We start from the raw sequence: 22,680 nt of genomic DNA, 5'->3' as shown, positions 1-22,680 counted from the left end.
AAGCAGTACAGCGATTACCATTTCTCTGTTAGCCGTTGCAAACAACTTGCAAGCGTTACAGAAAACAGTCAACTATTACTTAACTTATTTAGCCTAATTCTATGTCAAATATCCCAGCAGAGCAGCGTGTAGCTGAACTTAAGCAGCAAATTAACTTATACAACCACCAGTATTATGTGCTTGATCAGCCCACTGTGCCCGATGCGGAATATGATCGATTAATGCGTGAATTACTTGCGCTTGAAACACAGTACCCACAACTTAAAAGTTTAGATTCACCAAGTTTGAAGGTCGGCGGCGAAGCGTTAAAATCCTTTAGCCAAGTTAGCCACCAATTACCTATGCTGTCGCTTGATAATGTGTTTTCAGAGGATGAGTGGCAAGCGTTTACTAAGCGAATTAGTGACCGCTTAACGACTACACAAACTATTGCTTATTGTGCGGAACCTAAACTGGATGGTTTAGCGGTGAGCTTACGTTATGAAAACGGTCTATTTGTACAAGCGGCCACTCGTGGCGATGGCGCAGTTGGCGAAAATATCACTGAAAATGTGCGCACGATAAAATCGATCCCATTAAAGCTAATGGGGGATGATTTTCCAGAGGTGCTAGAAGTGCGCGGTGAAGTCTTTATGCCCAAAGCAAGTTTTGACAGCTTGAATGAGCAAGCGAAAAAGAAAGGCGATAAATCTTTTGCCAATCCAAGAAATGCCGCAGCCGGCAGCTTACGCCAATTAGACTCAAAAATTACCGCTAAACGAAACTTAGCTTTTTACGCTTACGGTATTGGTTTTGTTGGCCAATTAAATTCTACTGAACTAGACGAGTCGTGGCTTAAAAATTCACATTATCAGCGTTTATGCCAAATTAAAGCGCTTGGTTTACCTATGTGCCCTGAAGTTAAATTACTTGAAAATGCTGCGCAAGTTGACGGCTTTTATCAACAGATTCTTAACGAACGCGATAACTTAAGTTATGAAATTGACGGTACCGTGTTTAAAGTTGACGATATTGCCTTACAAAAGCAACTGGGCTTTGTCGCACGTGCGCCGCGTTGGGCAACTGCTTATAAGTTTCCGGCACAAGAAGAACTTACTGTGCTCGATGATGTTGAATTTCAAGTTGGGCGTACTGGCGCAATTACGCCAGTTGCACGTTTACAACCTGTATTTGTTGGTGGTGTTACTGTTAGTAACGCGACACTTCACAACCAAGACGAAATCGACCGCCTTGGCATAAAAGTTAAAGATACCGTTATTATTCGCCGCGCAGGTGATGTTATTCCACAAATTGTCAGTGTGGTGCTTGATAAGCGACCAGACAATGCACAAAGCATACAATTTCCAACTGAGTGTCCAGTTTGTCAATCTGCTGTTGCTAGAGCTGAAGGCGAAGCGGTACTGCGTTGTACCGGCGGCTTATATTGCGGGGCGCAGCGTAAAGAGGCGATTAAACATTTTTCTTCACGCAAAGCGCTAGACGTTGACGGCCTTGGCGATAAATTGGTTGAACAACTCGTCGACGAAAACCTCATTAAAACACCTGCCGATTTATTTAAGTTAACCGAGCTAGACGTTAGCACTATGGAACGCATGGGGCCTAAATCTGCACAAAACTTAATTAAATCACTTAACGTTGCAAAAGAAACTACCTTGCCTAAATTTATTTATGCGCTAGGTATTCGCGAAGTGGGCGAAACAACTGCCGCCAATTTAGCGAATTACTTTTTAACCTTTGATGCTATTAAAGCGGCTGATGAAGAAACGTTGCAAAAGGTGCCAGATGTCGGTGCAATTGTTGCGAAAAATATCGTTAACTTTTTCAAGCAAGCCCATAACATAGAAGTTCTTACTGAACTTGAAAGCATTATGTCGTGGCCGGCGATAGAGCAAAAAAGTGCCGATCAGCAACCTTTGTTAAACCAAACGTTTGTTCTAACCGGCACCTTGTCTCAAATGGGCAGAAACGAAGCCAAAGCGGTATTGCAAACGCTTGGCGCAAAAGTATCAGGCAGTGTTTCAGCTAAAACTCACTTTTTAGTCGCCGGTGAAAAAGCCGGCTCTAAATTAACTAAAGCGCAAGATTTAGGGGTTGAAGTGCTAACCGAAGATCAGTTAATTGCATTATTTCAACAGCATAATATTACGGTATAAAATAAGCCCATGGACTTATTTGGCGATAGCTTAGCAGAGCCGATTAACATTTTACCTTACGACGGTGAAGTGGATTATTACGGCACGCTATTGCCAACGGATATGGCAGATAAGTATTTTCAACTTCTGCTAAATAAAGTGCAGTGGCAACATGACGAAGCGGTGATCTATGGAAAGAAAATTGTCACAGCTCGAAAAGTTGCTTGGTATGCCAAACAAGCATTTTCATATACCTATTCAAATACCACTAAACACGCGTTGCCATGGCTTGACGAATTAGAACCACTCAAAGCCATGGTTGAAGAAAAAACAGCAGAAACTTTCAATTCTTGTTTATTAAATTTATATCATAGTGGCGCAGAAGGTATGGCTTGGCATAGCGATGGTGAGATGGACTTGAAAAAAAATGGCGCGATTGCTTCATTAACGCTAGGAGCAAAACGTAAATTTGCTTTTAAACATAAACAAAGCAAAGAAACGGTGTCATTAGCGCTTGACCACGGTAGCTTATTAGTGATGAAAGGCGTTACGCAAACACACTGGTTACATCGTTTACCACCGACAAAAAAAGTCACTGAGCCTAGAATAAACCTAACCTTTCGAACTATAGTAAAATAACGTTATAGATAACAATGACTCACCAGTTAAGGTTACATAAACCAACATAAAGGTGGTTGGATTTTAGTGCGTAGTTACGTATTTTAGCCGTCACTGATTGTCGTTATAAATGTTCATACCGAGGCAAATTATGAAACACTTTCGTATAAGCATTATTATCTTAATTGCTTTTTTAGGTTTGTATTTGTATACGTTAGTGAGCTCGCCATTACCGTATAGCGTAATTGATACTGACAATTCAGGTATTGTCAGTATCACCGAAGCGTTAAATGCGTCAGAAATTGGTACTCGCTCATTAATCAAAGAAAATGAAACCTGTATTGATTACTACTGGCTAAAAGACGGTTTAAGCGCTTATCAAGATTGCAAAGCACATCAATAATGACTTCATTTTTAAAAGACGCGTAAAATAAAACGTTAAACCAAGGCTAAACTACTCGCTAGCTAGATACGTAAAACCACTAATAGCTGCTGGCGTTAGTGGTTTTTTGTTTATTTTGTAGTGTTTTGCGGCAACAGAGAGAAGGTGCAAGGAGAAAATCAAAGTAACAAAGCATAAATAAAAATTAGCGTAGGCAGCGGTAATAGCAGAGCAAATAACACAGTTTCACACCACTCAACTGTACGGTAAACTCTAAACCAATAGCGATCTGTTGCTTTTGACGAAGGTAAGTTTTGGAAGAAAAATATAAACGCCGCTAAAACGAGCGCTTGCAGCGCGGCAAATAAAATAAATAAAGCAACCCATACCAGCCAAGTTGGGGTTTGGCTTTGAATTTGCAGTTGTAATAGTGGAAATAAAATAAAGCCAAAGGCACTCCATGCTAATAAATGCCAACGAAAGGCGATAAAGGTTAACGCCAATTGTTGAAATAAATCTGGAGTAACGGGAGACTTCATGGGGCCACACTCTATGCTTAATGATTGTCGTACTATGCCTCGCAAAATTAGCGAGCATATTACTTGGTCTTACTTGTTAGTTTACGCGAAAATTCACACAATTGTTAATCTGCATCGTCATATCTGATCTTACCTTTGTAAAAAGCATTAGGGGCTGTTGCTCTTTCGTGTTTATTTTTGCAGCAGTTTATAGGTATTTAGACAAAGCATTGTGATTGCTATGTGGTTATTTCACATGAAAGCGCAATAATGCAGTATAAATGCCTAGAAACGCTGCCCTTGGGGTTCAACTAAACGCTATTTCTTCATCGTTGTTCACAACTTACATGGAACAACCATGCTGTGTTGTTCACGCCTTGAACAAAAAGCGTTTACTTTGAACAAAAGTTAACCTCGAAAGATCAACAGACCCTAGAAAAGCCGTTAATATTTACTTAGACTATGGCTAAGCTTGTTAATTATTTCTCGCTTTGTAAATAGAAAAAATACTACTGCATTACTTATAACTACGGAGATAACGTGAAGAAATATATTGTATTAGGATTAATCGTTGTCGGCTTATTCGGCTGTGCTAAATCGTCGACTGGGCGAAATCAAATTATGCTGATGTCAGAATCAGACTTAAGTAAAATGGGTGTTGCCTCTTTTGAAGAAATGAAAAAAGAAGTGCCGATTAGTTCACACAAAGAAACCAATGCCTTTGTACAGTGTGTCGCTGACGCTATTACGAAAAATGTGCCAAAATCTGCGCATAGTGGCGAGTGGGAAGTGGTGGTATTTGATTCAGCCCAAGTTAATGCCTTTGCCTTACCCGGTGGAAAAATTGGTGTATATACCGGTATTTTAAATGTGACTGAAAACCAAGACCAATTAGCTGCGATTATGGGGCACGAAGTAGGGCATGTAATTGAGCATCACTCGAACGAGCGTTTATCCGCGAACAAAGTCTCTCAAGTGGGCATGGCAGCCGCGGCAATTGCCTTAGGTGCTAGCGATATTGATAACAAAGGTCAGTGGATGGCAGGACTTGGTTTAGGTTTGCAATACGGTATTATCATGCCATATGGCCGTAGCCATGAAAGTGAAGCTGATATTGTTGGTCAAGATCTGATGGCACGTTCAGGTTTCAAGCCTGAGGCAAGCATTCATTTATGGCAAAATATGGCGAAATTAAGCAAAGATGCGCCGCCAGAATTTATGTCAACTCACCCGTCGAATGAAACGCGAATTACGCAGTTAACGCAACACCTGAAGGTATCAGAGCCGATGTTTAATGGCGCGAATCGTCCAAACTGTATCAAACCAAAACATATTCCAGAGCCGCCAAAGCCTAAAGCCAAGGCTGAGCAAAAGTAAGCACGCATTATTTTTTAAATTAAAAATAAGCAAGATAAAAAAACACCGCCATTTTAGGGCGGTGTTTTTGTTTATGCTTCTTAAATAGGTGAATTAGCTAAATATTATTTTTTGGTGATTTTCCAAAAGGCAATGCTAGCAACTACCAATAAAATCATCGGGTAGAAGGCATGAGTTACTACATCAAGTGGTGATATTTTCAACGTAGCGCCAAGTAATAATGCTTGTGCGCCATAAGGCAGAAGACCTTGGTTAATGCAGGCAAAAATATCTAACAAACTGGCTGAATGTGCTGGCGAAAGCTCAGCATCATTGGCGAGTTCTTTTGCGGTTTCACCAGTAATAATAATCGATACTGTATTGTTAGCAGTGAAAAAGTTACAGCAAAAGGCAAGGGCGCCAATACCAATACCTGCAGCGCGTTTGTCGTTGTTATCGCTTAAGCGTTTCGCGCCATTTCTAATTTTAGTGGTTAACGCAGCTAAGCCACCTTGGCGACGAACTAATTCACTTAAACCACCAATAAATAACGATAAAATGAAAATGTCTTGCATGCTCGCAAAACCACTATTAATGTCGCTTACCCAAGCGCCAAGTTGGTAGTTATTTGTTGCCATGCCGATCATTGCAGCAAGTACAATACCAATAACCAGCACTAAAAATACGTTAACACCCGACAGCGCTAGCGCTAAAATCACCAAGTATGGTAGTAAGCCTAATACTTCAATATCACTAGTTTCAGGTAGAACAACAGAGCCGCCAGCATAGGCAAAAATAACCAAACATAACAGTGCAGCAGGCACGGCAAATTTAAAGTTTACTTTAAATTTATCTTTCATGTGTGCACCTTGGCTACGGGTAGACGCTATGGTGGTATCAGAAATAATCGATAAGTTATCACCAAAAATGGCGCCTGAAATAATACAGCCAGCAACCATACCAGCATCAAGGTTCGCGGTTTCAATAAAGCCTAAGGCAATAGGCGCAATCGCTGCGATTGTGCCCATTGATGTACCCATTGCTGTTGCTAAAAAAGCAGCGACTAAAAATAAACCGGGTAAAATTAAATAATCTGGAAAAATTGATAAGCCTAGTTGCACACTGGCATCAACACTACCGGTTGCTTTGGCCACAGTAGCAAACGCGCCAGCAAGTAAATAGATAACACACATGGTGACAATATTTTGATGACCAGCGCCTGTGATGAACTGGGATATTTGTTCGTTGATATTATCTTTACCCATGCAAATAGCGACAAAAATTGCAGGAATTATCGCGATACTTGCCGGAAGTTGATAAAAGGCAAACTCAACACCTTGCAGTGTTAAGACAATACCCGTACCTAAAAATAACCCAAGAAAAACAAAGAAAGGCAATAAACTGCTGAGTTTTTCAGTCGGTTGTTGTGCAGTCGATATTGGCGATTGCGTTGTTGGTTGTGTCATAAATAAAGCCATTAATGATCAAATTTTATTAATTGATCAGAGCATAACAATATTCACCCCAAATTAAATGTTAATTAAATCGTAACCAATAAAATTAATTGTAATTGAGTAATAACTATCACTGACTCAGCCTTATTGAAAAAAAGTGAAAATAAACACGATAAGTACTAAGAGAACACTACAGACTATTATCTGTTTATGCTATTCTTGCGCGAATTTTTATTTAGTCAATATGTGAATTACTATGTCTGAGAACAACTTTGAAACAATTGAACAACGTGTAAGTTACGGTGTAGGTCGTCAACTAGGCGATCAATTACGTAATAACCCTTTTAAAGAATTTGACGTAACTGCAGTTCAAGCCGGTCTTGCTGATGCAATTGCTGGTGCTGACAGTCAAGTTTCTGATGAACTATTAAACGAAGCGTTTGGTATTGTTTCTAAGAAACTACAAGAGCAAGAACAAGCAGCTGCAAAAGTTAAAGCAGCTGAAGGCGAAGCGTTTTTAGCTGAAAATGCTAAGCGTGAAGAAGTAACTGTTACTGAATCAGGTTTACAATACGAAGTACTTGCAACGGGCGAAGGCGAAAAGCCGACTGCTGCAAGCACAGTACGTACGCATTACCACGGTACTTTCATCAACGGTGACGTTTTTGACAGCTCTGTTGATCGCGGTCAACCAGCTGAATTCCCTGTTGGTGGCGTAATTCCTGGTTGGACTGAAGCATTACAATTAATGACTGAAGGTTCTAAATACCGTTTATACATTCCATATCAATTAGCTTACGGCGAGCAAGGTTCACAAGGTGCTATTCCTCCTTACTCTGCGTTAGTATTTGACGTTGAATTATTAGCTATCGTTAGCTAATTAAAAGAAGCCGGGTTATCCCGGCTTTTTTATATCTTTTAGTTTAAAGAAATAAAGAGAAACGGTAATACAGGGATAACATAACCCCTTGTGAATTTTGTAAGAATCAAATGGAAGTGTGTACCGCTAAAGCTAAATAAGTTAGTAATAGAAAACCAATAGATAGTTAGTGAACCCCTTGTGATAGAGAAAAAACTGCAACAACTTTTCCAACAATACATTCATGCCTTTCAACACTTTGAACTTGGCAGTGTGGTTGGTTGTTATAGCTTCCCATGTACCTTAACAACACCTGACAAAATTGTATTATTAAAGTCATCATCAGACGCTGAAGATGAATTTACTAATATTTTTTCGTGGATGAAACAAGAAAATGCTAATCAAATAGGCGTATTGTCTGCCAGTTATCATGAATATTCTAAAAGCCTTGCGGTGGTGAATATTCATTGGCAATTTCTAAACGATAAAGGGCAAAGCCTTGCTGATTTTGCCGCGCTTTATCATATTGATGTTAGTGCAGAGCAGGCTAAAATAATGCATGTGGTCTCACATGAAATTAGCCACTCTGTTGATTTAGCAAATAAATTAACCATATTTGAACAAACAAGCCAATAGTTAGGAAATAAAAATGAAAGTAAAAGTAGCCATTTTAGGTTGTAGTGGTCGTATGGGCCGAAACTTAATTCAAGCGGCAGTTGAGCATGAGCAAATTGAACTTGTTGGCGGCAGCGTGCGTGCAACATCGTCATTTGTTGATTTTGACTTAGGTGAACTTGCCGGCATTGGCGCTATTGGACAAAAAACTTCAACAGAGCTTAGCGAGCTGTTAGACGCTGACGTTTTTATTGATTTTACTTCCATTGAAACTACCCTTGAGAACATTAAATGGTGTCAGGAAAATAAAAAATCATTAGTCATTGGTACAACAGGCTTTACTGATGAGCAAGTTCAAATTATTGAAAATGCAGGTAAAGGTATTCCTGTGATTCTAGCGCCCAATACCAGCGTTGGCGTGAACTTAATGTTTAAACTATTAGAAATTACCGCGAAGGCAATTGGCGACTATACTGATATAGAAATTTTTGAAGCGCACCACCGCTTTAAAAAAGATGCGCCATCTGGCACCGCGGTAAAAATGGGGCAGGTGATTGCTGATACCTTAGGCCGCGACTTAAATAAATGTGCGGTTTATGGCCGAGAAGGAATTACCGAAGAACGTGACCGTGAAACTATTGGTTTTGCTACCGTTCGTGCTGGCGACATTGTCGGTGAACATACGGCCTTTTTTGCCGATTTGGGTGAGCGAATTGAAATTACTCATAAAGCCAGTTCTCGTATGACATTTGCTTTAGGGGCAATGCGTGCAGCGGCGTGGTTGTCAGAAGCCGATAACGGTTATTACGACATGCAAGACGTACTTGGTTTGAAATAATAACAGCCAAGTAAAAACTAGATAACACTTACTTTTGAGGCTTTAGTAACAAAAACGGTAAAAATGGCACTTTATTTCATTTTTTACTAGACGAAAACCTGTTACAAGCGTAAAATAAGTGGATTTTGTCAAAAATTTACAGGTAACTGTGTTTTTGGCATTTTTTATGCGAATTATATTGTACTTAGTGATGAAAGTTTTTAGTTGTTTCTTCATTAAGTTTATTTCTTCTTTACGGAGGTTAAATTGACTAAATCTGCCATTTTAGTGCTTGAAGACGGCACTGTATTTAAAGGCACCGCAATTGGTGCAGAAGGGGCGGCTGTTGGTGAAGTAGTATTTAATACTTCAATGACAGGTTACCAAGAAATTCTGACTGATCCCTCATATGCAGAGCAAATTGTAACACTTACTTATCCACACATAGGTAATACAGGCACCAATAGTGAAGATGAAGAATCTAACACTATTTGGGCGAAAGGTTTAGTTATTCGTGACTTACCGCTATTAGCGAGTAATTTTCGAAGTGAACAAAGTTTAAGCGACTACCTGAAAAGCAAAAATATTTTAGGTATTGCTGATATTGATACCCGTAAATTGACCCGTCTTTTACGAGAAAAAGGTGCGCAAAACGGTTGTATCTTAGCTGGCGACGCTTTAGATGAAGCAAGTGCTTTAGCGCAAGCCAAAGCATTTCCGGGCCTTAAAGGCATGGACTTAGCAAAAGTGGTTTCAACCAAAGAACAATACCAGTGGACTGAAGGTAGCTGGGTGCTTGGGCAAGGCCATGTAACACCAGAAAATAAGCCTTTTCACGTAGTTGCTTACGATTTTGGTGCCAAACATAACATTTTACGTATGTTAGTAGATCGCGGCTGTAAATTAACGGTTGTACCTGCGCAAACACCAGCCAGTGAAGTATTGGCGATGAATCCAGATGGGATTTTCTTATCAAATGGCCCAGGTGACCCAGAGCCATGTGATTATGCAATCGCTGCTATTAAAGAATTTTTAACCACCGATATTCCAGTATTTGGTATTTGTTTAGGCCATCAATTATTAGGTTTAGCAAGTGATGCTAAAACCATTAAAATGAAATTTGGTCATCACGGTGGCAATCACCCAGTAAAAGATTTTGCTCGTAATGTTGTAATGATCACTGCGCAAAACCACGGTTTTGCTATTGATGAAAGCAATGTTCCTGCGAACATTGAAGTGACACATAAATCATTATTTGATGGCACTATTCAGGGCATTCACCGCACTGACAAACCAGCATTTAGTTTCCAAGGTCACCCAGAAGCAAGCCCAGGTCCACATGACGCCGCGCCGTTATTTGACCACTTCATTGATCTAATCAAGCAATACAAAGCTTAAGCCCAGACAGAGAGAGATTTTATAACATGGCAAAACGCGAAGATTTAAAAAGTATCTTGATCTTAGGTGCTGGCCCAATTGTTATTGGCCAAGCCTGTGAGTTTGATTACTCTGGTGCTCAAGCATGTAAAGCATTACGTGAAGAAGGTTACCGAGTTATTTTAGTTAACTCTAACCCTGCAACGATCATGACTGATCCTGAAATGGCCGATGCGACATACATCGAACCCATTCACTGGGAAGTTGTTCGTAAAATTATTGAAAAAGAACGCCCGTGTGCTGTACTACCAACTATGGGTGGTCAAACAGCACTTAACTGTGCGCTTGAATTAGAAGCGAACGGTGTATTAAAAGAATTTAACGTTGAAATGATCGGTGCTACTGCTGACGCAATTGATAAAGCCGAAGACCGTAGCCGTTTCGACAAAGCAATGAAAAACATTGGCCTTGAAACGCCACGTGCTGAAATTGTTCACACTATTGAAGAAGCGCACGATACCTCTACTCGTATTGGTTTCCCATGTATTATTCGTCCATCATTCACTATGGGTGGTACCGGTGGCGGTATCGCGTATAACCGTGAAGAGTTTGACGAAATTTGTACGCGTGGTTTAGACCTTTCACCAACGTCAGAATTATTGATTGATGAATCATTAATCGGTTGGAAAGAATATGAAATGGAAGTTGTTCGCGACAAAAATGATAACTGTATCATTATTTGTTCAATCGAAAACTTCGACCCTATGGGTATTCACACCGGTGATTCAATCACGGTTGCACCAGCGCAAACGTTAACGGATAAAGAATACCAAATCATGCGTAACGCCTCTTTGGCAGTATTACGTGAAATTGGTGTTGAAACCGGTGGTTCAAACGTACAGTTTGGTGTTTGTCCTGATACTGGCCGTATGGTTATTATCGAAATGAACCCACGTGTATCACGTTCATCAGCACTCGCTTCTAAAGCAACCGGTTTCCCAATTGCGAAAATTGCGGCAAAACTTGCGGTAGGTTACACCCTTGATGAGCTTCAAAATGATATTACGGGTGGTGCAACGCCAGCATCATTTGAACCAACAATCGATTACGTAGTCACTAAAATTCCACGTTTTAACTTCGAAAAATTTGCCGGCAGCGAAGACCGTTTAACCACGCAAATGAAATCAGTTGGTGAAGTGATGGCGATTGGCCGTAACCAACAAGAGTCAATGCAAAAAGCCTTACGTGGCTTAGAAGTTGGCGTAAGTGGTTTTGACCCAATTGTTGATGTTACCAAGCCGGGTGCTAAAACAACGATTATGCACGAGCTGCAAGAAGCTGGCGCAGACCGTATTTGGTATGTCGCTGATGCCTTCCGTTTAGGCTTAACTCTTGAAGACGTATTTAACGCGACTAAGATTGACCGTTGGTTCTTAGTTCAAATTCAAGACTTAATTTTAGAAGAGCAAAAAGTGTCTGAAGGCGGCATGAAGTCGTTAACACCAGAGTACTTACGTCAATTAAAACGTAAAGGTTTTGCTGATTCTCGCTTAGCTGATGTTATCGGCGTAAACGAGTCTGAAATTCGTAAGAAGCGTCAAGCAGCTGACATTTTCCCAGTGTATAAACGTGTTGATACTTGTGCGGCAGAATTTAGCTCAGACACTGCTTACATGTACTCAACTTACGATGAAGAATGTGAAGCAAACCCAACAGATAATGACAAGATCATGATCTTAGGTGGCGGTCCAAACCGTATCGGCCAAGGTATTGAATTTGACTACTGTTGTGTACATGCGGCGTTAGCCCTTCGTGAAGACGGCTTTGAAACCATCATGGTTAACTGTAACCCTGAAACGGTTTCAACCGATTACGATACTTCTGATCGTTTATATTTCGAATCAATTACTTTTGAAGACGTATTAGAAATTGTTCGCATTGAAAAGCCAAAAGGCGTCATCGTGCAATACGGTGGTCAAACACCACTTAAATTAGCACGCGCTTTAGAAGCGGCTGGCGTACCAATTATTGGTACTTCACCAGATGCGATTGACCGCGCAGAAGACCGTGAGCGTTTCCAACAAGCGGTTGACCGTTTAGGTTTATTACAACCAGAAAACGCGACAGTTACTTCATTAGATGAAGCCATGGCCAAAGCTGAAGCGATTGGTTTCCCATTAGTGGTTCGCCCATCGTATGTATTAGGTGGCCGTGCGATGGAAATTGTTTACGACATTGAAGATTTACGTCGTTACATGACCGAAGCGGTAAGCGTATCAAACGACTCGCCAGTATTACTTGATCACTTCCTTGATGATGCGATTGAAGTCGATATTGATGTAGTGTGTGATGGTACTGATGTGGTTGTTGGCGGTATTATGCAACATATCGAACAAGCCGGTGTTCACTCGGGTGACTCAGCCTGTTCATTACCAGCATACAGCTTAAGCCAAGACGTACAAGATGTTATGCGCAAGCAAGTTACCGACTTAGCGTTTGAATTAGGCGTAATTGGCTTAATGAATACGCAAATGGCAGTGAAAGACGGTAAAGTTTACTTAATTGAAGTAAACCCTCGTGCAGCGCGTACAGTACCATTTGTTTCAAAAGCGACATCTGTACCGCTAGCGAAAGTTGGTGCACGTGTAATGGCGGGTAAAACGTTAAAAGAGTTAGGCATTACTAAAGAAATTATCCCTGATTATTTCTCAGTAAAAGAAGTAGTTATTCCGTTTAACAAATTCCACGGTTCAGATCCTCTTGTTGGCCCAGAAATGCGTTCAACCGGTGAAGTGATGGGCGTAGGTAATACCTTCGAAGAAGCGTATGCTAAAGCGAACTTAGGTGCTGGCGTTTCTGTACCTAAAGAAGGTCGTGCGTTAATCTCAGTTCGTAACTCTGACAAAGGCCGTGTGCTTGACCTAGCTAAGCAAATGGTTGCACTAGGTTATGAATTAGACGCAACCCATGGTACTGAAATTATTTTACGCGAAGCGGGCGTTCCGGTTCGTCGTGTTAATAAAGTTCATGAAGGTCGTCCTCATATTCTTGATAGAATTAAGAACGAAGAATACAGCTACATCATTAATACAACTGAAGGTCGCAAAGCGATTGAAGATTCAAAAGTATTACGTGGTGGTGCATTACGTTATAAAGTTGCTTATACTACAACGCTTAATGCTGCGTTTGCTGCTTGTCAGGCTCACTCAGCTGACGACAGAAATACTGTAACGTCTATTCAAGAACTACATAAAAGATGCTAATTGGCTCAATAAATTAAGCCATTTAGTAAGATAAAAAATAAAAGGTGGTTTTACCTGATTTCTTATTTAAGAAGGTAAAACCGCCTTTGCTGTTATAAAATACAAAGGATTACCATGAATCAATACCCAATGACTGTACATGGTGCTGAAGCATTACGTGAAGAGTTAACGCATCTGAAACAAGTAAAACGTCCACGTATCGTTGCTGACATAGCAGAAGCTCGTGAACACGGTGACTTAAAAGAAAATGCTGAATATCATGCCGCTCGCGAAGAACAAGGTTTTTGTGAAGGTCGAATTCAAGACATTGAAGGTAAGTTAGGCAATGCGCAAGTGATCGACGTTACTAAAATACCAAACAGTGGCAAAGTTATTTTTGGTGTAACTGTGACTTTATTAAATATTGACACTGACGAAGAAGTGAAATATCAAATAGTGGGTGACGATGAAGCTGATATTAAGAATCACCGTATTTCAGTAAATTCACCAATCGCTCGTGGTTTAATTGGTAAAGAAGTAGATTCTGAAATTGAAATAACCACACCCGGTGGCGTAGTTGAATATGAAATTATCGCGGTAGATCATATTTAATTAAACAGATGAATTTAGCTTTAAGCTAAATAAGTTTTTGAAAAGCCAGTTGAATTCTCAGCTGGCTTTTTTGTTGAAGTGCGTTTTAGCCCGCTTAACTGTTATTGTTACATATTGAACATCTGTTTAATATTTGCCATTTAAAAGCATCATAAAATCACCTTAAAAATTTTATGATAAATATTCTTGCTGTCACACAACTGTCTTAAAACTTAAATAAACTAGTTACAAATAGATGAGTTTTAAAACAGTATGAACGTAGAATCCCACCTTAAATGCATTATTAAAGACGAACAGCTTTCAGCTTTATTCCAACCGATTTATTCAACAACTTTTGAAAAAGCCTACGGATTTGAAGCCTTAATTCGAGGCCCATCAGACAGTCCATTGCATAGCCCTAATGCCTTGTTTGATGCCGCGCTTCAATATGGCTTATTGTCCGAGCTAGAGCTCGTTTGTCGGAAAATATCAATTGCACGATTTGTCGAATTGGACTTACAAGGAAAGCTGTTTTTAAATGTTAGCCCTATGGTGTTGCTGCAATCAGACCATAGTCAAGGTGTGACGATTTCTTACTTGAACGAATACAACTTATCACCAGATAAAGTTGTGATTGAGTTAAGTGAAAAGTACCCGATAGACTCACCAGAGTTGCTAAAAAATGCTTTGATATATTACCGTAATTTAGGTTTTAGTATTGCTGTTGATGATCTTGGTGCAGGTTATGCTGGTTTGAAGTTATGGTCAGAGGTAACGCCAGATTTTGTCAAAATTGATCGATATTTTATTAACCAATGCCATCATGATCCCGTTAAAAGAGAATTCATTAAAAGTATTTTAAACTTGGGTAAAAATATCAATGCCAACGTTATTGCCGAGGGGATTGAAACTCATGATGAGTTTGATTGCTTAAACGAACTAGGTTTAAGCCTATATCAAGGTTATTTATTTGCTCGCCCTGAACCGTTTCCGCAACAAACCTTGCCAAGTATTCTCGAATTTAAACAGCGTTTAGTGAACGTACCTGTCGACATAGAGCCCTTAGCGAGTTCACTGTTACAGCCTGCAAATACCATTAACCATGATGAGCTAACGAAAGATGTAGTGGATTATTTGCATAAGCACCCACACGTACATTCGATTCCGGTGATCCGAGGGCGAGCGCCAATTGGCATGGCGTTGCGTGGTTTATTATTAGAGTTGTTTTCTACGCCTTATGGACGGGCATTAAATGAACAAAAAGTTATTAGCGAAACTATGGCGAAAAACCCAGTCATCGTTGAAGCTAATACACCACTTAGCGAAGTTGCTCGAATGGTGACATCTGAGCATGATGAAAAAATTCAATGGCACTTTATTATTACTGACCGCAGTAATTATGTGGGCATTGCCTCGGTGCGTGACTTGTTGCGTCAGCTTACCCAACAGCAAATTCAACATGCGCGCTATTCAAACCCGCTAACTATGCTGCCCGGCAATGTGCCTATTTATCGGCATGTCGATGAACTGCTCGCTGCTAAAGTGTCGTTTAGGTTTGCCTATTTTGATTTGAATAACTTTAAGCCGTACAACGATATTTATGGTTATGCAAAAGGCGATCAAGTGATCCAATTGGTTTCAACTATTTTACAGCACTACTGCGCGAAAACCGATTTTGTTGGCCATATTGGAGGTGATGACTTTGTAGTCGTTTTTCAAGACGAGCAATGGCGAGAACGATGTGAAGCTATTCTTCGAGAATTTGATGAAAAGATTTTAGAATTTTACGAACCGGGGCATATTAACGCCGGTGGCATCGAAACAAAATCTAGAACAGGGCAGTCGCAGTTTTTTCCCTTATTGGGGTTAGCCGTGGGGGTAGTTGAACCCGCATCAACCCGTTGTGCGAGTCATCATGACGTGGCAGAAGTGGCAAGTGCTGCCAAAAAACAGGCAAAACTTACCGTGAAATCTAGCATATTTGTCTGTAAGCGCGGCGGTCCAAACTTAGATGCGACTATTTCAGCGATAGCGGTGTAACTTTATTGAACAGTAAATCGTTAACTGAACCTAAAATTTTTATTGCATATAAAACAATGTGGATGTAGTCTTTATGATATCAAAGTGATATCACTTATGTCGTAAGGAGTTTTTATGAACGAGAAAAAAGGTTTTTCAATTAGTGGTTATGGTGTTTTCGCAATATTAGTGGCGACCAGTATTTATATTATTACCCAAGCTGCGATTGGAAATATTGAAATAGCGACTGTTTTGACGTTTATTTTAACCATTGCAGCCATTCCTGGTTTCTTTTTGGTGCAGCCTAATCAAGCTAAGGTGATGACGTTTTTTGGTACTTATGTTGGCACGGTAAAGGCGGGGGGATTACGTTGGACTATTCCTTTATTTATCCGTAAAAATATCTCATTACGTGTTAGAAACTTTGAGTCCAGCCAAATGAAAGTCAACGATAATCATGGTAATCCAATTGAAATTGCTACTGTGGTTGTTTGGTCGGTAGATGACACAGCTGAAGCGGTGTTTGAGGTGGATGACTACTTAAGTTTTGTCACTATTCAAAGTGAGTCAGCATTGCGAAATATGGCAATCAGTTATCCGTATGATCAACATGAAAGCGACAATATTGCTCTGCGAAGTCACCCTAAAGAGGTTTCAGAAGCGTTAAAAGGTGAAATTCAACAACGCTTGGCGAAAGCTGGCGTTAAAGTCCATGAAGCTCGTATTAGTCATTTAGCTTATGCCCCTGAAATCGCCAATGCTATGCTACAAAGGCAACAAGCGTCAGCGATTATTTCTGCTAGAAGACTGATTGTTGATGGCGCCGTTGGCATGGTTGAAATGGCACTGAAACAATTGTCTGATAAAGAGATTGTTGAATTAGATGAAGAGCGAAAAGCGACTATGGTCAGTAATTTATTAGTGGTTTTATGTAGCGATAAAAGTACACAACCTGTAGTCAATACTGGCAGTTTGTATTAAGCCCTGTCAGCTGAGTAGGAAATAAAATGGCAGCTAAAAAAAGTTTTCCGCTAAGAATTAACCCAGATGTATTAGCGGCAATGCAGCGTTGGTCTGATGATGAATTACGTAGTGTTAATGCACAAATTGAATACGTGCTTAGAAAAGCTTTAGTTGATTCAGGTAGGGTGAAAATCGTTCAAAAAGCGGTGACCATAGTTGAAGAGCAAGAAGCACCGGAGCAGGGTTCAGAAAAATAAGCATAAAAAATGACAGCAATTGCTGTCATTTTTTATCATAAACTCGAAAGAAAATTATAACTTTGGAATATGAATTTTCTTTTCAGGAGACTGACGGTAAATCGCTAAAACTTTACCGATTTGTTGTACTTTAACAGCGTTAGTTTCACGGCAAATTGCTTCAACGATAAGCCCTTTAACTTCGCGGTCATCAGTCGGTATTTTTACTTTAATTAACTCATGATGATTTAAGGCATAGTCAATTTCAGCGATTACGGCTTCAGTTAAACCATTACTACCAAGTAAAACAACAGGTTTTAGAGAGTGTGCCAGCCCTTTTAAGTGCTGAATTTGCTTTTTATTTATGTTCATTAACAATTTTCGTTACATGTTAGCTTGAATTAAGAGTATTTTACCTCCATCTAGTCTGTAATACTACTAACGTTTGAATGTCGGCTGTTTCATTTTGTATAAATAATATTCAAGTTAAACATATTTTTGCATGTGCAATCCGATTACATTCTAACTTTCAGCAACAGCTTATAAATAATATATAGATGAGTAACAAACAAAAAACCGCAAGCAGCACACGCTGGATGCAAGAACACTTTGACGATGAATATGTGAAAAAAGCCCAAAAGCTTGGCTTACGCTCTCGTGCGGTGTTTAAAATTGAAGAAATCAATAACAAAGACAAATTAATTAAGCCGGGTATGAAAGTGGTCGACTTAGGTGCGGCTCCTGGTGGCTGGTCTGAATATGCGGTTAAAGCCGTAGGCGATAAAGGACAAGTAGTTGCTTGTGATATTTTATCGATGGACCCAATCGCTGGCGTAGACTTTCTGCAAGGCGATTTTCGTGAAGACGCCGTACTCGATGCTTTGCTAACACGTATTAATGGTAAAAACATTGATGTGGTAATGTCTGATATGGCAGCAAATATGACTGGTAACGAAGCTGCCGATTCTGCCCGAAGCATGTATTTAGTTGAGCTAGCGCTTGATATGTGCAATCAAGTATTGAAGAAAAATGGCGCATTTGTCGTGAAAGTTTTCCAAGGACCTGGCTTTGAACAGTACATGAAAGATGTGCGTGCCGCCTTTAAAGTCGTGAAAACTCGTAAACCCGATTCATCAAGAGCAAGGTCGCGTGAAGTTTATCTGGTAGCGACCGGCTTTAAATTGTAGTAAATTATAGAAAGTTAATGGCTTTTCCCATTTTTTAAAACAGCATGAGGTTGTTAAGTTGAGCGATATGGCAAAAAATCTTATTTTATGGTTGGTTATTGCAGTTGTATTAATGTCAGTATTTCAGAGTTTTACTCCGAGTGGCGGCAATGATCAGCAATTAGATTATACACAGTTTATACAGGATGTTCGTCAAGGTAGAATTGCCGAAGCAACTGTTGACCGCAATGGTGTGGTTAAAGGGATCCGACGCGGTGGTGAAAACTTCGTTGCGGTTATTCCTGGTGGTTACGATAGTGACCTAATTAACGACTTAGTTAAAAATGGCGTGAATGCGACTGGCGAACTTCCAGAAGAGCCAAGCATTTTAACCTCTATCTTTATTTCTTGGTTCCCAATGATCTTGCTTATCGGTGTATGGATTTTCTTCATGCGTCAAATGCAAGGTGGTGGCGGTAAAGGCGCGATGTCTTTTGGTAAATCAAAAGCACGCTTATTAAGTGATGACCAAATTAAAACCACGTTTGCTGATGTGGCCGGTTGTGATGAAGCCAAAGAAGAAGTATCAGAATTAGTTGATTATTTAAAAGATCCGACTAAATTCCAAAAACTTGGTGGTCGTATTCCATCAGGTGTCTTACTGGTTGGCCAACCAGGTACAGGTAAAACTTTATTAGCAAAAGCGATTGCAGGTGAAGCAAAAGTACCATTTTTCACCATTTCTGGTTCAGACTTTGTTGAAATGTTTGTGGGTGTCGGTGCATCACGTGTGCGTGACATGTTCGAACAAGCGAAAAAATCTGCACCATGTATTATCTTCATTGATGAAATTGACGCAGTAGGTCGCCAACGTGGCGCGGGTATGGGCGGCGGACACGACGAACGTGAACAAACCCTTAACCAAATGTTAGTTGAAATGGATGGTTTTGAAGGTAATGAAGGTGTTATCGTTATTGCTGCAACTAACCGCCCAGACGTATTAGACCCTGCATTACTTCGTCCTGGTCGTTTTGACCGTCAAGTCACCGTCGGTTTACCTGATATCCGTGGTCGTGAACAAATTCTTAAAGTACATATGCGCAAAGTGCCACTAGGTGATGATGTTAAAGCATCTGTTATAGCTCGAGGCACACCAGGCATGTCTGGTGCAGACTTAGCTAACTTAGTTAATGAAGCGGCATTATTTGCTGCACGCTCTGCTCGTCGTACGGTATCGATGGATGAGTTTGAAAAAGCGAAAGACAAAATATTGATGGGCGCAGAACGCCGTTCAATGGTAATGAGCGAAGAAGAAAAAGCAATGACGGCTTATCATGAAGCCGGTCACGCCATTGTTGGTCGTTTAGTGCCAGATCATGACCCTGTGTACAAAGTGAGTATTATTCCTCGTGGCCGTGCGTTAGGTGTCACTATGTACTTGCCTGAGCAAGACAGATTTAGTCACTCAAAGCAGCATTTAGAAAGTAATATTTCATCACTATATGGTGGTCGTATTGCCGAAGAAATGATTTACGGCGCTGAAAAAGTATCAACTGGTGCATCAAACGATATTGAACGTGCAACACAGCTTGCTCGTAAAATGGTAACGCAATGGGGCTTCTCTGAAAAAATGGGTCCAATGCTATTTGCTGAAGAAGAAGGCGAAGTATTTTTAGGTCGCACTTCGGCTAAGTCTCTACATATGTCTGACGATACTGCACAATCTATTGATCTTGAAATCAAAGCTTTTGTTGACCGTAACTATCAACGTGCTGAGAAAATATTGAACGAAAATCGTGATATTTTAGAGTCAATGAAAGACGCGTTAATGCATTATGAAACGATTGATTCAAGACAAATTGATGATTTGATGGAACGTCGTGAAGTACGTCCACCAATGGCAGAGTGGGATAATCACTCAGATTCAAATGAGCCGCCAAAATCAGAAACGAAAACTGATTCAGCGCCTAAAGATGAACCTGACTTGAATACGCCTACCGATATGCCAGCCAAATAATTATATTGGTATAATTTAGCCCCGAACTATCGGGGCTTTCGTTTATCTACTTCTGTGAAAATGAGAAAACCTTTTGTCTGCTAAACCATCATCATTAAGCCAATTACTTAGCACCAACGTTCCTGCCGTTATGGGCATCTTAAATGTCACCCCTGATTCATTCTCTGATGGTGGTAAATATAATCAGTTAGACCAAGCCTTAATTCAAGTTGAGCGCATGATAGCTGACGGCGTTAAAATTATTGATATAGGCGGTGAATCTACTCGCCCAGGCGCAAAAGATGTTAGCTTAACCGACGAACTCGAGCGGGTTATTCCTGTACTAAAAGCAATAAAGCAACACTTTGATATTTTCGTATCTATTGATACGTCTAAAGCAGCGGTTATGGCACAAGCCATTGAATACGGTGCTGACATTATTAATGACGTGAGAGCATTACAAGAGCCTGACTGTTTAGCCGTGGTTGCACAATCAAACGTTGAGGTGTGTTTAATGCATATGCAGGGGCAACCACGTACTATGCAAACTAACCCGCAATATGATGATTTAATCGCCGATATTACAAGTTTTTTTATTGAGCGTATTGAAAGTTGCCAAAACCACGGTATTGATAAAAATCGAATAATCTTGGACCCTGGTTTTGGCTTTGGTAAAACCCTTGAGCAAAACTATCAATTGTTGGCGAAATTCTCTCAGTTTCAATCACTTAGTTTTCCGTTGCTTGCCGGTATTTCTCGTAAGTCGATGATAGGGAATTTATTAAATCGCGATGTAGACCAACGTTTAGCGGGCAGTTTAAGCGCCGCTATTATTGCCGCGCAACAAGGCGCAAAAATTATTCGTGTTCACGATGTCAAAGAAACCGTGGACGCACTTAACGTATTACAAGCTGTTAATTTGGCATCTTAAACTAGCCAAACAGCAAATAACTGACAAGGAGAGGAATTATGTCAGCAAGAAAATATTTTGGTACTGACGGTGTACGTGGCTTAGTTGGACAATATCCAATTACCCCAACATTTGTGATGAAGTTAGGTTACGCTGCCGGTAAAGTCTTAGCAGCGCAAGGCACAAAAAAAGTCCTTATTGGCAAAGATACTCGTATTTCGGGATACATGCTGGAATCAGCGCTTGAAGCGGGCTTTTCTGCAGCTGGTGTTAATATCGGTTTATTAGGACCAATGCCAACTCCAGGTATTGCCTATTTAACCAAAACCTTTAGAGCTGAAGCTGGCATAGTGATCAGTGCCTCGCATAATCCATTTTATGACAATGGCATTAAGTTTTTCTCTCAAGATGGCCAAAAACTACCTGATGATGTTGAACTTGCCATTGAAGCAGAGCTTGATAACGATATGGGTTGTGTTGAATCTGCGGCACTTGGTAAAGCGACACGCATCGACGATGCAGCTGGTCGATACATTGAATTCTGTAAAGGTCAGTTCCCAAGTGAATTGTCGTTAAGCGGCTTAAAAATTGTCGTCGATTGTGCAAATGGCGCAACCTATCATATTGCGCCTAGCGTGTTTCGTGAATTGGGCGCGGAGGTGGTTGAATTAGCTGCATCTCCTAACGGCACCAATATTAATGACGGTTGCGGTGCCACATCAATGGACATGATCAGCAGTGCTGTGGTTGAACATAAAGCCGATTTAGGTATTGCGCTTGACGGTGACGGTGACCGATTAATGATGGTTGATCACACCGGTTATGTAATTGACGGCGATGAAGTGGTTTTCATCATTGCCTCGCAAGATATTCAGTCTGGCAGAATGCGCGGCGGTGTAGTTGGTACCTTAATGAGCAATATGGGCTTAGAAATTGCGCTTGCTGATTTAGGCGTACCGTTTGCGCGCAGTAAAGTGGGCGATCGTTACGTAATGGAAATGCTCACCCAAAACGGGTGGCATCTAGGCGCAGAAAATTCTGGTCACATCATTAACTTAAATCATACCTCTACTGGCGATGGTATTGTTGCTGCTTTAAACGTATTAACCGCCGTATGCCAAAGTAAAAAGAGTTTGTATGAACTTCGCCAAGGCATGACAAAATTACCGCAAGTATTAGTGAATGTACGTTTCTCTGGCGACAATGATCCATTGACCGATCAAAGCGTTGTGGGCGCAGTACACACAGTCAACGAAAAACTTGCCGGACGTGGTCGCGTATTGTTAAGAAAATCAGGTACTGAACCACTCATTCGTGTCATGGTAGAAGGACCAGAGCTTGAAGAAGTGACTTCATTGGCAAATGAAATTGCTGATGCAGTAAAACAAGCCTGTTAAATTTAACTTTTTTTGAGCTTCTCGATTGAATA

Annotated in this window: 20 protein-coding genes; 17 read left to right on the top strand and 3 right to left on the bottom strand. The window is 40.5% G+C overall.

The features are described 5' to 3' along the window. Positions 1-101 precede the first annotated feature (101 nt). The 3 genes from ligA to ACRRSQ_RS12555 all read left to right on the top strand — a co-directional run bounded on the left by ligA (position 102) and on the right by ACRRSQ_RS12555 (position 3,153). Complete coding sequence (ligA, locus tag ACRRSQ_RS12565) at positions 102-2,153, top strand: NAD-dependent DNA ligase LigA (protein WP_440876090.1); 2,052 nt, start codon at positions 102-104, stop codon at positions 2,151-2,153. Positions 2,154-2,162: 9 nt separating this feature from the next. Then, positions 2,163-2,771: an alpha-ketoglutarate-dependent dioxygenase AlkB family protein gene (locus ACRRSQ_RS12560; RefSeq protein WP_440876089.1), complete on the top strand. Its 609-nt coding sequence runs from the start codon at positions 2,163-2,165 to the stop codon at positions 2,769-2,771. 130 nt (positions 2,772-2,901) lie between these two features. Beyond that, the gene (locus ACRRSQ_RS12555; RefSeq protein WP_440876088.1) at positions 2,902-3,153 is read left to right on the top strand and encodes a hypothetical protein; all 252 of its coding nucleotides are present in this window, start codon (positions 2,902-2,904) and stop codon (positions 3,151-3,153) included. A 158-nt stretch (positions 3,154-3,311) separates the two neighbouring features. Here the strand turns inward: ACRRSQ_RS12555 and ACRRSQ_RS12550 are convergent, their stop codons facing one another. Further along, complete coding sequence (locus ACRRSQ_RS12550; RefSeq protein ID WP_440876087.1) at positions 3,312-3,671, bottom strand: hypothetical protein; 360 nt, start codon at positions 3,669-3,671, stop codon at positions 3,312-3,314. A 519-nt stretch (positions 3,672-4,190) separates the two neighbouring features. Between ACRRSQ_RS12550 and ACRRSQ_RS12545 the strand changes: the two genes are divergently transcribed. Further along, a complete protein-coding gene (locus tag ACRRSQ_RS12545; protein WP_440876086.1) occupies positions 4,191-5,027 on the top strand; it encodes a M48 family metallopeptidase in 837 nt (278 codons plus the stop codon). A gap of 104 nt (positions 5,028-5,131) precedes the next feature. On the opposite strand, the gene ACRRSQ_RS12540 is transcribed toward ACRRSQ_RS12545, so the two are convergent. After that, complete coding sequence (locus tag ACRRSQ_RS12540) at positions 5,132-6,472, bottom strand: Na+/H+ antiporter NhaC family protein (protein WP_440876085.1); 1,341 nt, start codon at positions 6,470-6,472, stop codon at positions 5,132-5,134. A gap of 244 nt (positions 6,473-6,716) precedes the next feature. Here ACRRSQ_RS12540 and ACRRSQ_RS12535 point away from each other — a divergent pair, with 244 nt between their 5' ends. The 9 genes from ACRRSQ_RS12535 (at position 6,717) to ACRRSQ_RS12495 (ending at position 17,200) form a co-directional block, all read left to right on the top strand. Continuing rightward, positions 6,717-7,340, top strand: a complete 624-nt coding sequence (locus ACRRSQ_RS12535) for an FKBP-type peptidyl-prolyl cis-trans isomerase (protein WP_440876084.1) — start codon at positions 6,717-6,719, stop codon at positions 7,338-7,340. Positions 7,341-7,520: 180 nt separating this feature from the next. After that, positions 7,521-7,955, top strand: a complete 435-nt coding sequence (locus ACRRSQ_RS12530) for a hypothetical protein (RefSeq protein WP_440876083.1) — start codon at positions 7,521-7,523, stop codon at positions 7,953-7,955. A 13-nt stretch (positions 7,956-7,968) separates the two neighbouring features. Further along, a complete protein-coding gene (gene dapB, locus ACRRSQ_RS12525) occupies positions 7,969-8,772 on the top strand; it encodes a 4-hydroxy-tetrahydrodipicolinate reductase (protein ID WP_440876082.1) in 804 nt (267 codons plus the stop codon). Between the two features lie 246 nt (positions 8,773-9,018). Next, complete coding sequence (gene carA, locus ACRRSQ_RS12520) at positions 9,019-10,149, top strand: glutamine-hydrolyzing carbamoyl-phosphate synthase small subunit (RefSeq protein ID WP_440876081.1); 1,131 nt, start codon at positions 9,019-9,021, stop codon at positions 10,147-10,149. A 26-nt stretch (positions 10,150-10,175) separates the two neighbouring features. Beyond that, entirely contained in the window at positions 10,176-13,391 is a 3,216-nt protein-coding gene (gene carB, locus ACRRSQ_RS12515; RefSeq protein WP_440876080.1) for a carbamoyl-phosphate synthase large subunit, read from the top strand. A gap of 114 nt (positions 13,392-13,505) precedes the next feature. After that, positions 13,506-13,982: a transcription elongation factor GreA gene (gene greA, locus ACRRSQ_RS12510; protein WP_440876079.1), complete on the top strand. Its 477-nt coding sequence runs from the start codon at positions 13,506-13,508 to the stop codon at positions 13,980-13,982. Between the two features lie 252 nt (positions 13,983-14,234). Then, a complete protein-coding gene (locus ACRRSQ_RS12505; protein WP_440876078.1) occupies positions 14,235-16,001 on the top strand; it encodes an EAL domain-containing protein in 1,767 nt (588 codons plus the stop codon). 114 nt (positions 16,002-16,115) lie between these two features. Next, on the top strand, positions 16,116-16,961 hold the full coding sequence (locus ACRRSQ_RS12500; RefSeq protein WP_440876077.1) for an SPFH domain-containing protein: 846 nt from the start codon (positions 16,116-16,118) through the stop codon (positions 16,959-16,961). A 26-nt stretch (positions 16,962-16,987) separates the two neighbouring features. Then, complete coding sequence (locus ACRRSQ_RS12495; RefSeq protein WP_440876076.1) at positions 16,988-17,200, top strand: hypothetical protein; 213 nt, start codon at positions 16,988-16,990, stop codon at positions 17,198-17,200. A 54-nt stretch (positions 17,201-17,254) separates the two neighbouring features. Here the strand turns inward: ACRRSQ_RS12495 and yhbY are convergent, their stop codons facing one another. Then, on the bottom strand, positions 17,255-17,551 hold the full coding sequence (gene yhbY, locus ACRRSQ_RS12490) for a ribosome assembly RNA-binding protein YhbY (protein WP_440876075.1): 297 nt from the start codon (positions 17,549-17,551) through the stop codon (positions 17,255-17,257). 185 nt (positions 17,552-17,736) lie between these two features. Between yhbY and rlmE the strand changes: the two genes are divergently transcribed. The 4 genes from rlmE to glmM all read left to right on the top strand — a co-directional run bounded on the left by rlmE (position 17,737) and on the right by glmM (position 22,648). Next, positions 17,737-18,366 carry a 23S rRNA (uridine(2552)-2'-O)-methyltransferase RlmE gene (gene rlmE / locus ACRRSQ_RS12485; protein WP_440876074.1) on the top strand — a complete coding sequence of 210 codons (630 nt, stop codon included), beginning with the start codon at positions 17,737-17,739 and terminating at the stop codon, positions 18,364-18,366. A 58-nt stretch (positions 18,367-18,424) separates the two neighbouring features. Beyond that, positions 18,425-20,362: an ATP-dependent zinc metalloprotease FtsH gene (ftsH, locus tag ACRRSQ_RS12480; RefSeq protein ID WP_440876073.1), complete on the top strand. Its 1,938-nt coding sequence runs from the start codon at positions 18,425-18,427 to the stop codon at positions 20,360-20,362. Positions 20,363-20,492: 130 nt separating this feature from the next. After that, positions 20,493-21,272 (top strand): dihydropteroate synthase, encoded by a 780-nt coding sequence (gene folP / locus ACRRSQ_RS12475; RefSeq protein WP_440876108.1) that lies wholly within the window; start codon positions 20,493-20,495, stop codon positions 21,270-21,272. Between the two features lie 38 nt (positions 21,273-21,310). Beyond that, positions 21,311-22,648, top strand: a complete 1,338-nt coding sequence (gene glmM / locus ACRRSQ_RS12470) for a phosphoglucosamine mutase (protein WP_440876072.1) — start codon at positions 21,311-21,313, stop codon at positions 22,646-22,648. Positions 22,649-22,680: the final 32 nt, after the last annotated feature.

This window comes from Thalassotalea sp. PLHSN55 (genome assembly GCF_052030545.1).
In the GTDB taxonomy this organism is placed as follows: Bacteria; Pseudomonadota; Gammaproteobacteria; order Enterobacterales; family Alteromonadaceae; genus CANMXU01.
Note: the sequence above shows the minus strand (reverse complement) of the source record. Positions and strands in the feature narration are given on the sequence as shown.

Excerpts from the sequence above, each read along its gene's own strand:
- ACRRSQ_RS12540 (WP_440876085.1), bottom strand. The coding sequence starts at position 6,472 with ATGACACAACCAACAACGCAATCGCCAATATCGACTGCACAACAACCG.
- rlmE (WP_440876074.1), top strand. The coding sequence starts at position 17,737 with ATGAGTAACAAACAAAAAACCGCAAGCAGCACACGCTGGATGCAAGAA.
- ACRRSQ_RS12495 (WP_440876076.1), top strand. The coding sequence starts at position 16,988 with ATGGCAGCTAAAAAAAGTTTTCCGCTAAGAATTAACCCAGATGTATTA.
- ACRRSQ_RS12555 (WP_440876088.1), top strand. The coding sequence starts at position 2,902 with ATGAAACACTTTCGTATAAGCATTATTATCTTAATTGCTTTTTTAGGT.
- yhbY (WP_440876075.1), bottom strand. The coding sequence starts at position 17,551 with ATGAACATAAATAAAAAGCAAATTCAGCACTTAAAAGGGCTGGCACAC.
- greA (WP_440876079.1), top strand. The coding sequence starts at position 13,506 with ATGAATCAATACCCAATGACTGTACATGGTGCTGAAGCATTACGTGAA.
- carB (WP_440876080.1), top strand. The coding sequence starts at position 10,176 with ATGGCAAAACGCGAAGATTTAAAAAGTATCTTGATCTTAGGTGCTGGC.
- ACRRSQ_RS12560 (WP_440876089.1), top strand. The coding sequence starts at position 2,163 with ATGGACTTATTTGGCGATAGCTTAGCAGAGCCGATTAACATTTTACCT.
- dapB (WP_440876082.1), top strand. The coding sequence starts at position 7,969 with ATGAAAGTAAAAGTAGCCATTTTAGGTTGTAGTGGTCGTATGGGCCGA.
- ACRRSQ_RS12535 (WP_440876084.1), top strand. The coding sequence starts at position 6,717 with ATGTCTGAGAACAACTTTGAAACAATTGAACAACGTGTAAGTTACGGT.
- ACRRSQ_RS12500 (WP_440876077.1), top strand. The coding sequence starts at position 16,116 with ATGAACGAGAAAAAAGGTTTTTCAATTAGTGGTTATGGTGTTTTCGCA.
- ACRRSQ_RS12550 (WP_440876087.1), bottom strand. The coding sequence starts at position 3,671 with ATGAAGTCTCCCGTTACTCCAGATTTATTTCAACAATTGGCGTTAACC.
- ACRRSQ_RS12505 (WP_440876078.1), top strand. The coding sequence starts at position 14,235 with ATGAACGTAGAATCCCACCTTAAATGCATTATTAAAGACGAACAGCTT.
- ligA (WP_440876090.1), top strand. The coding sequence starts at position 102 with ATGTCAAATATCCCAGCAGAGCAGCGTGTAGCTGAACTTAAGCAGCAA.
- glmM (WP_440876072.1), top strand. The coding sequence starts at position 21,311 with ATGTCAGCAAGAAAATATTTTGGTACTGACGGTGTACGTGGCTTAGTT.
- folP (WP_440876108.1), top strand. The coding sequence starts at position 20,493 with ATGGGCATCTTAAATGTCACCCCTGATTCATTCTCTGATGGTGGTAAA.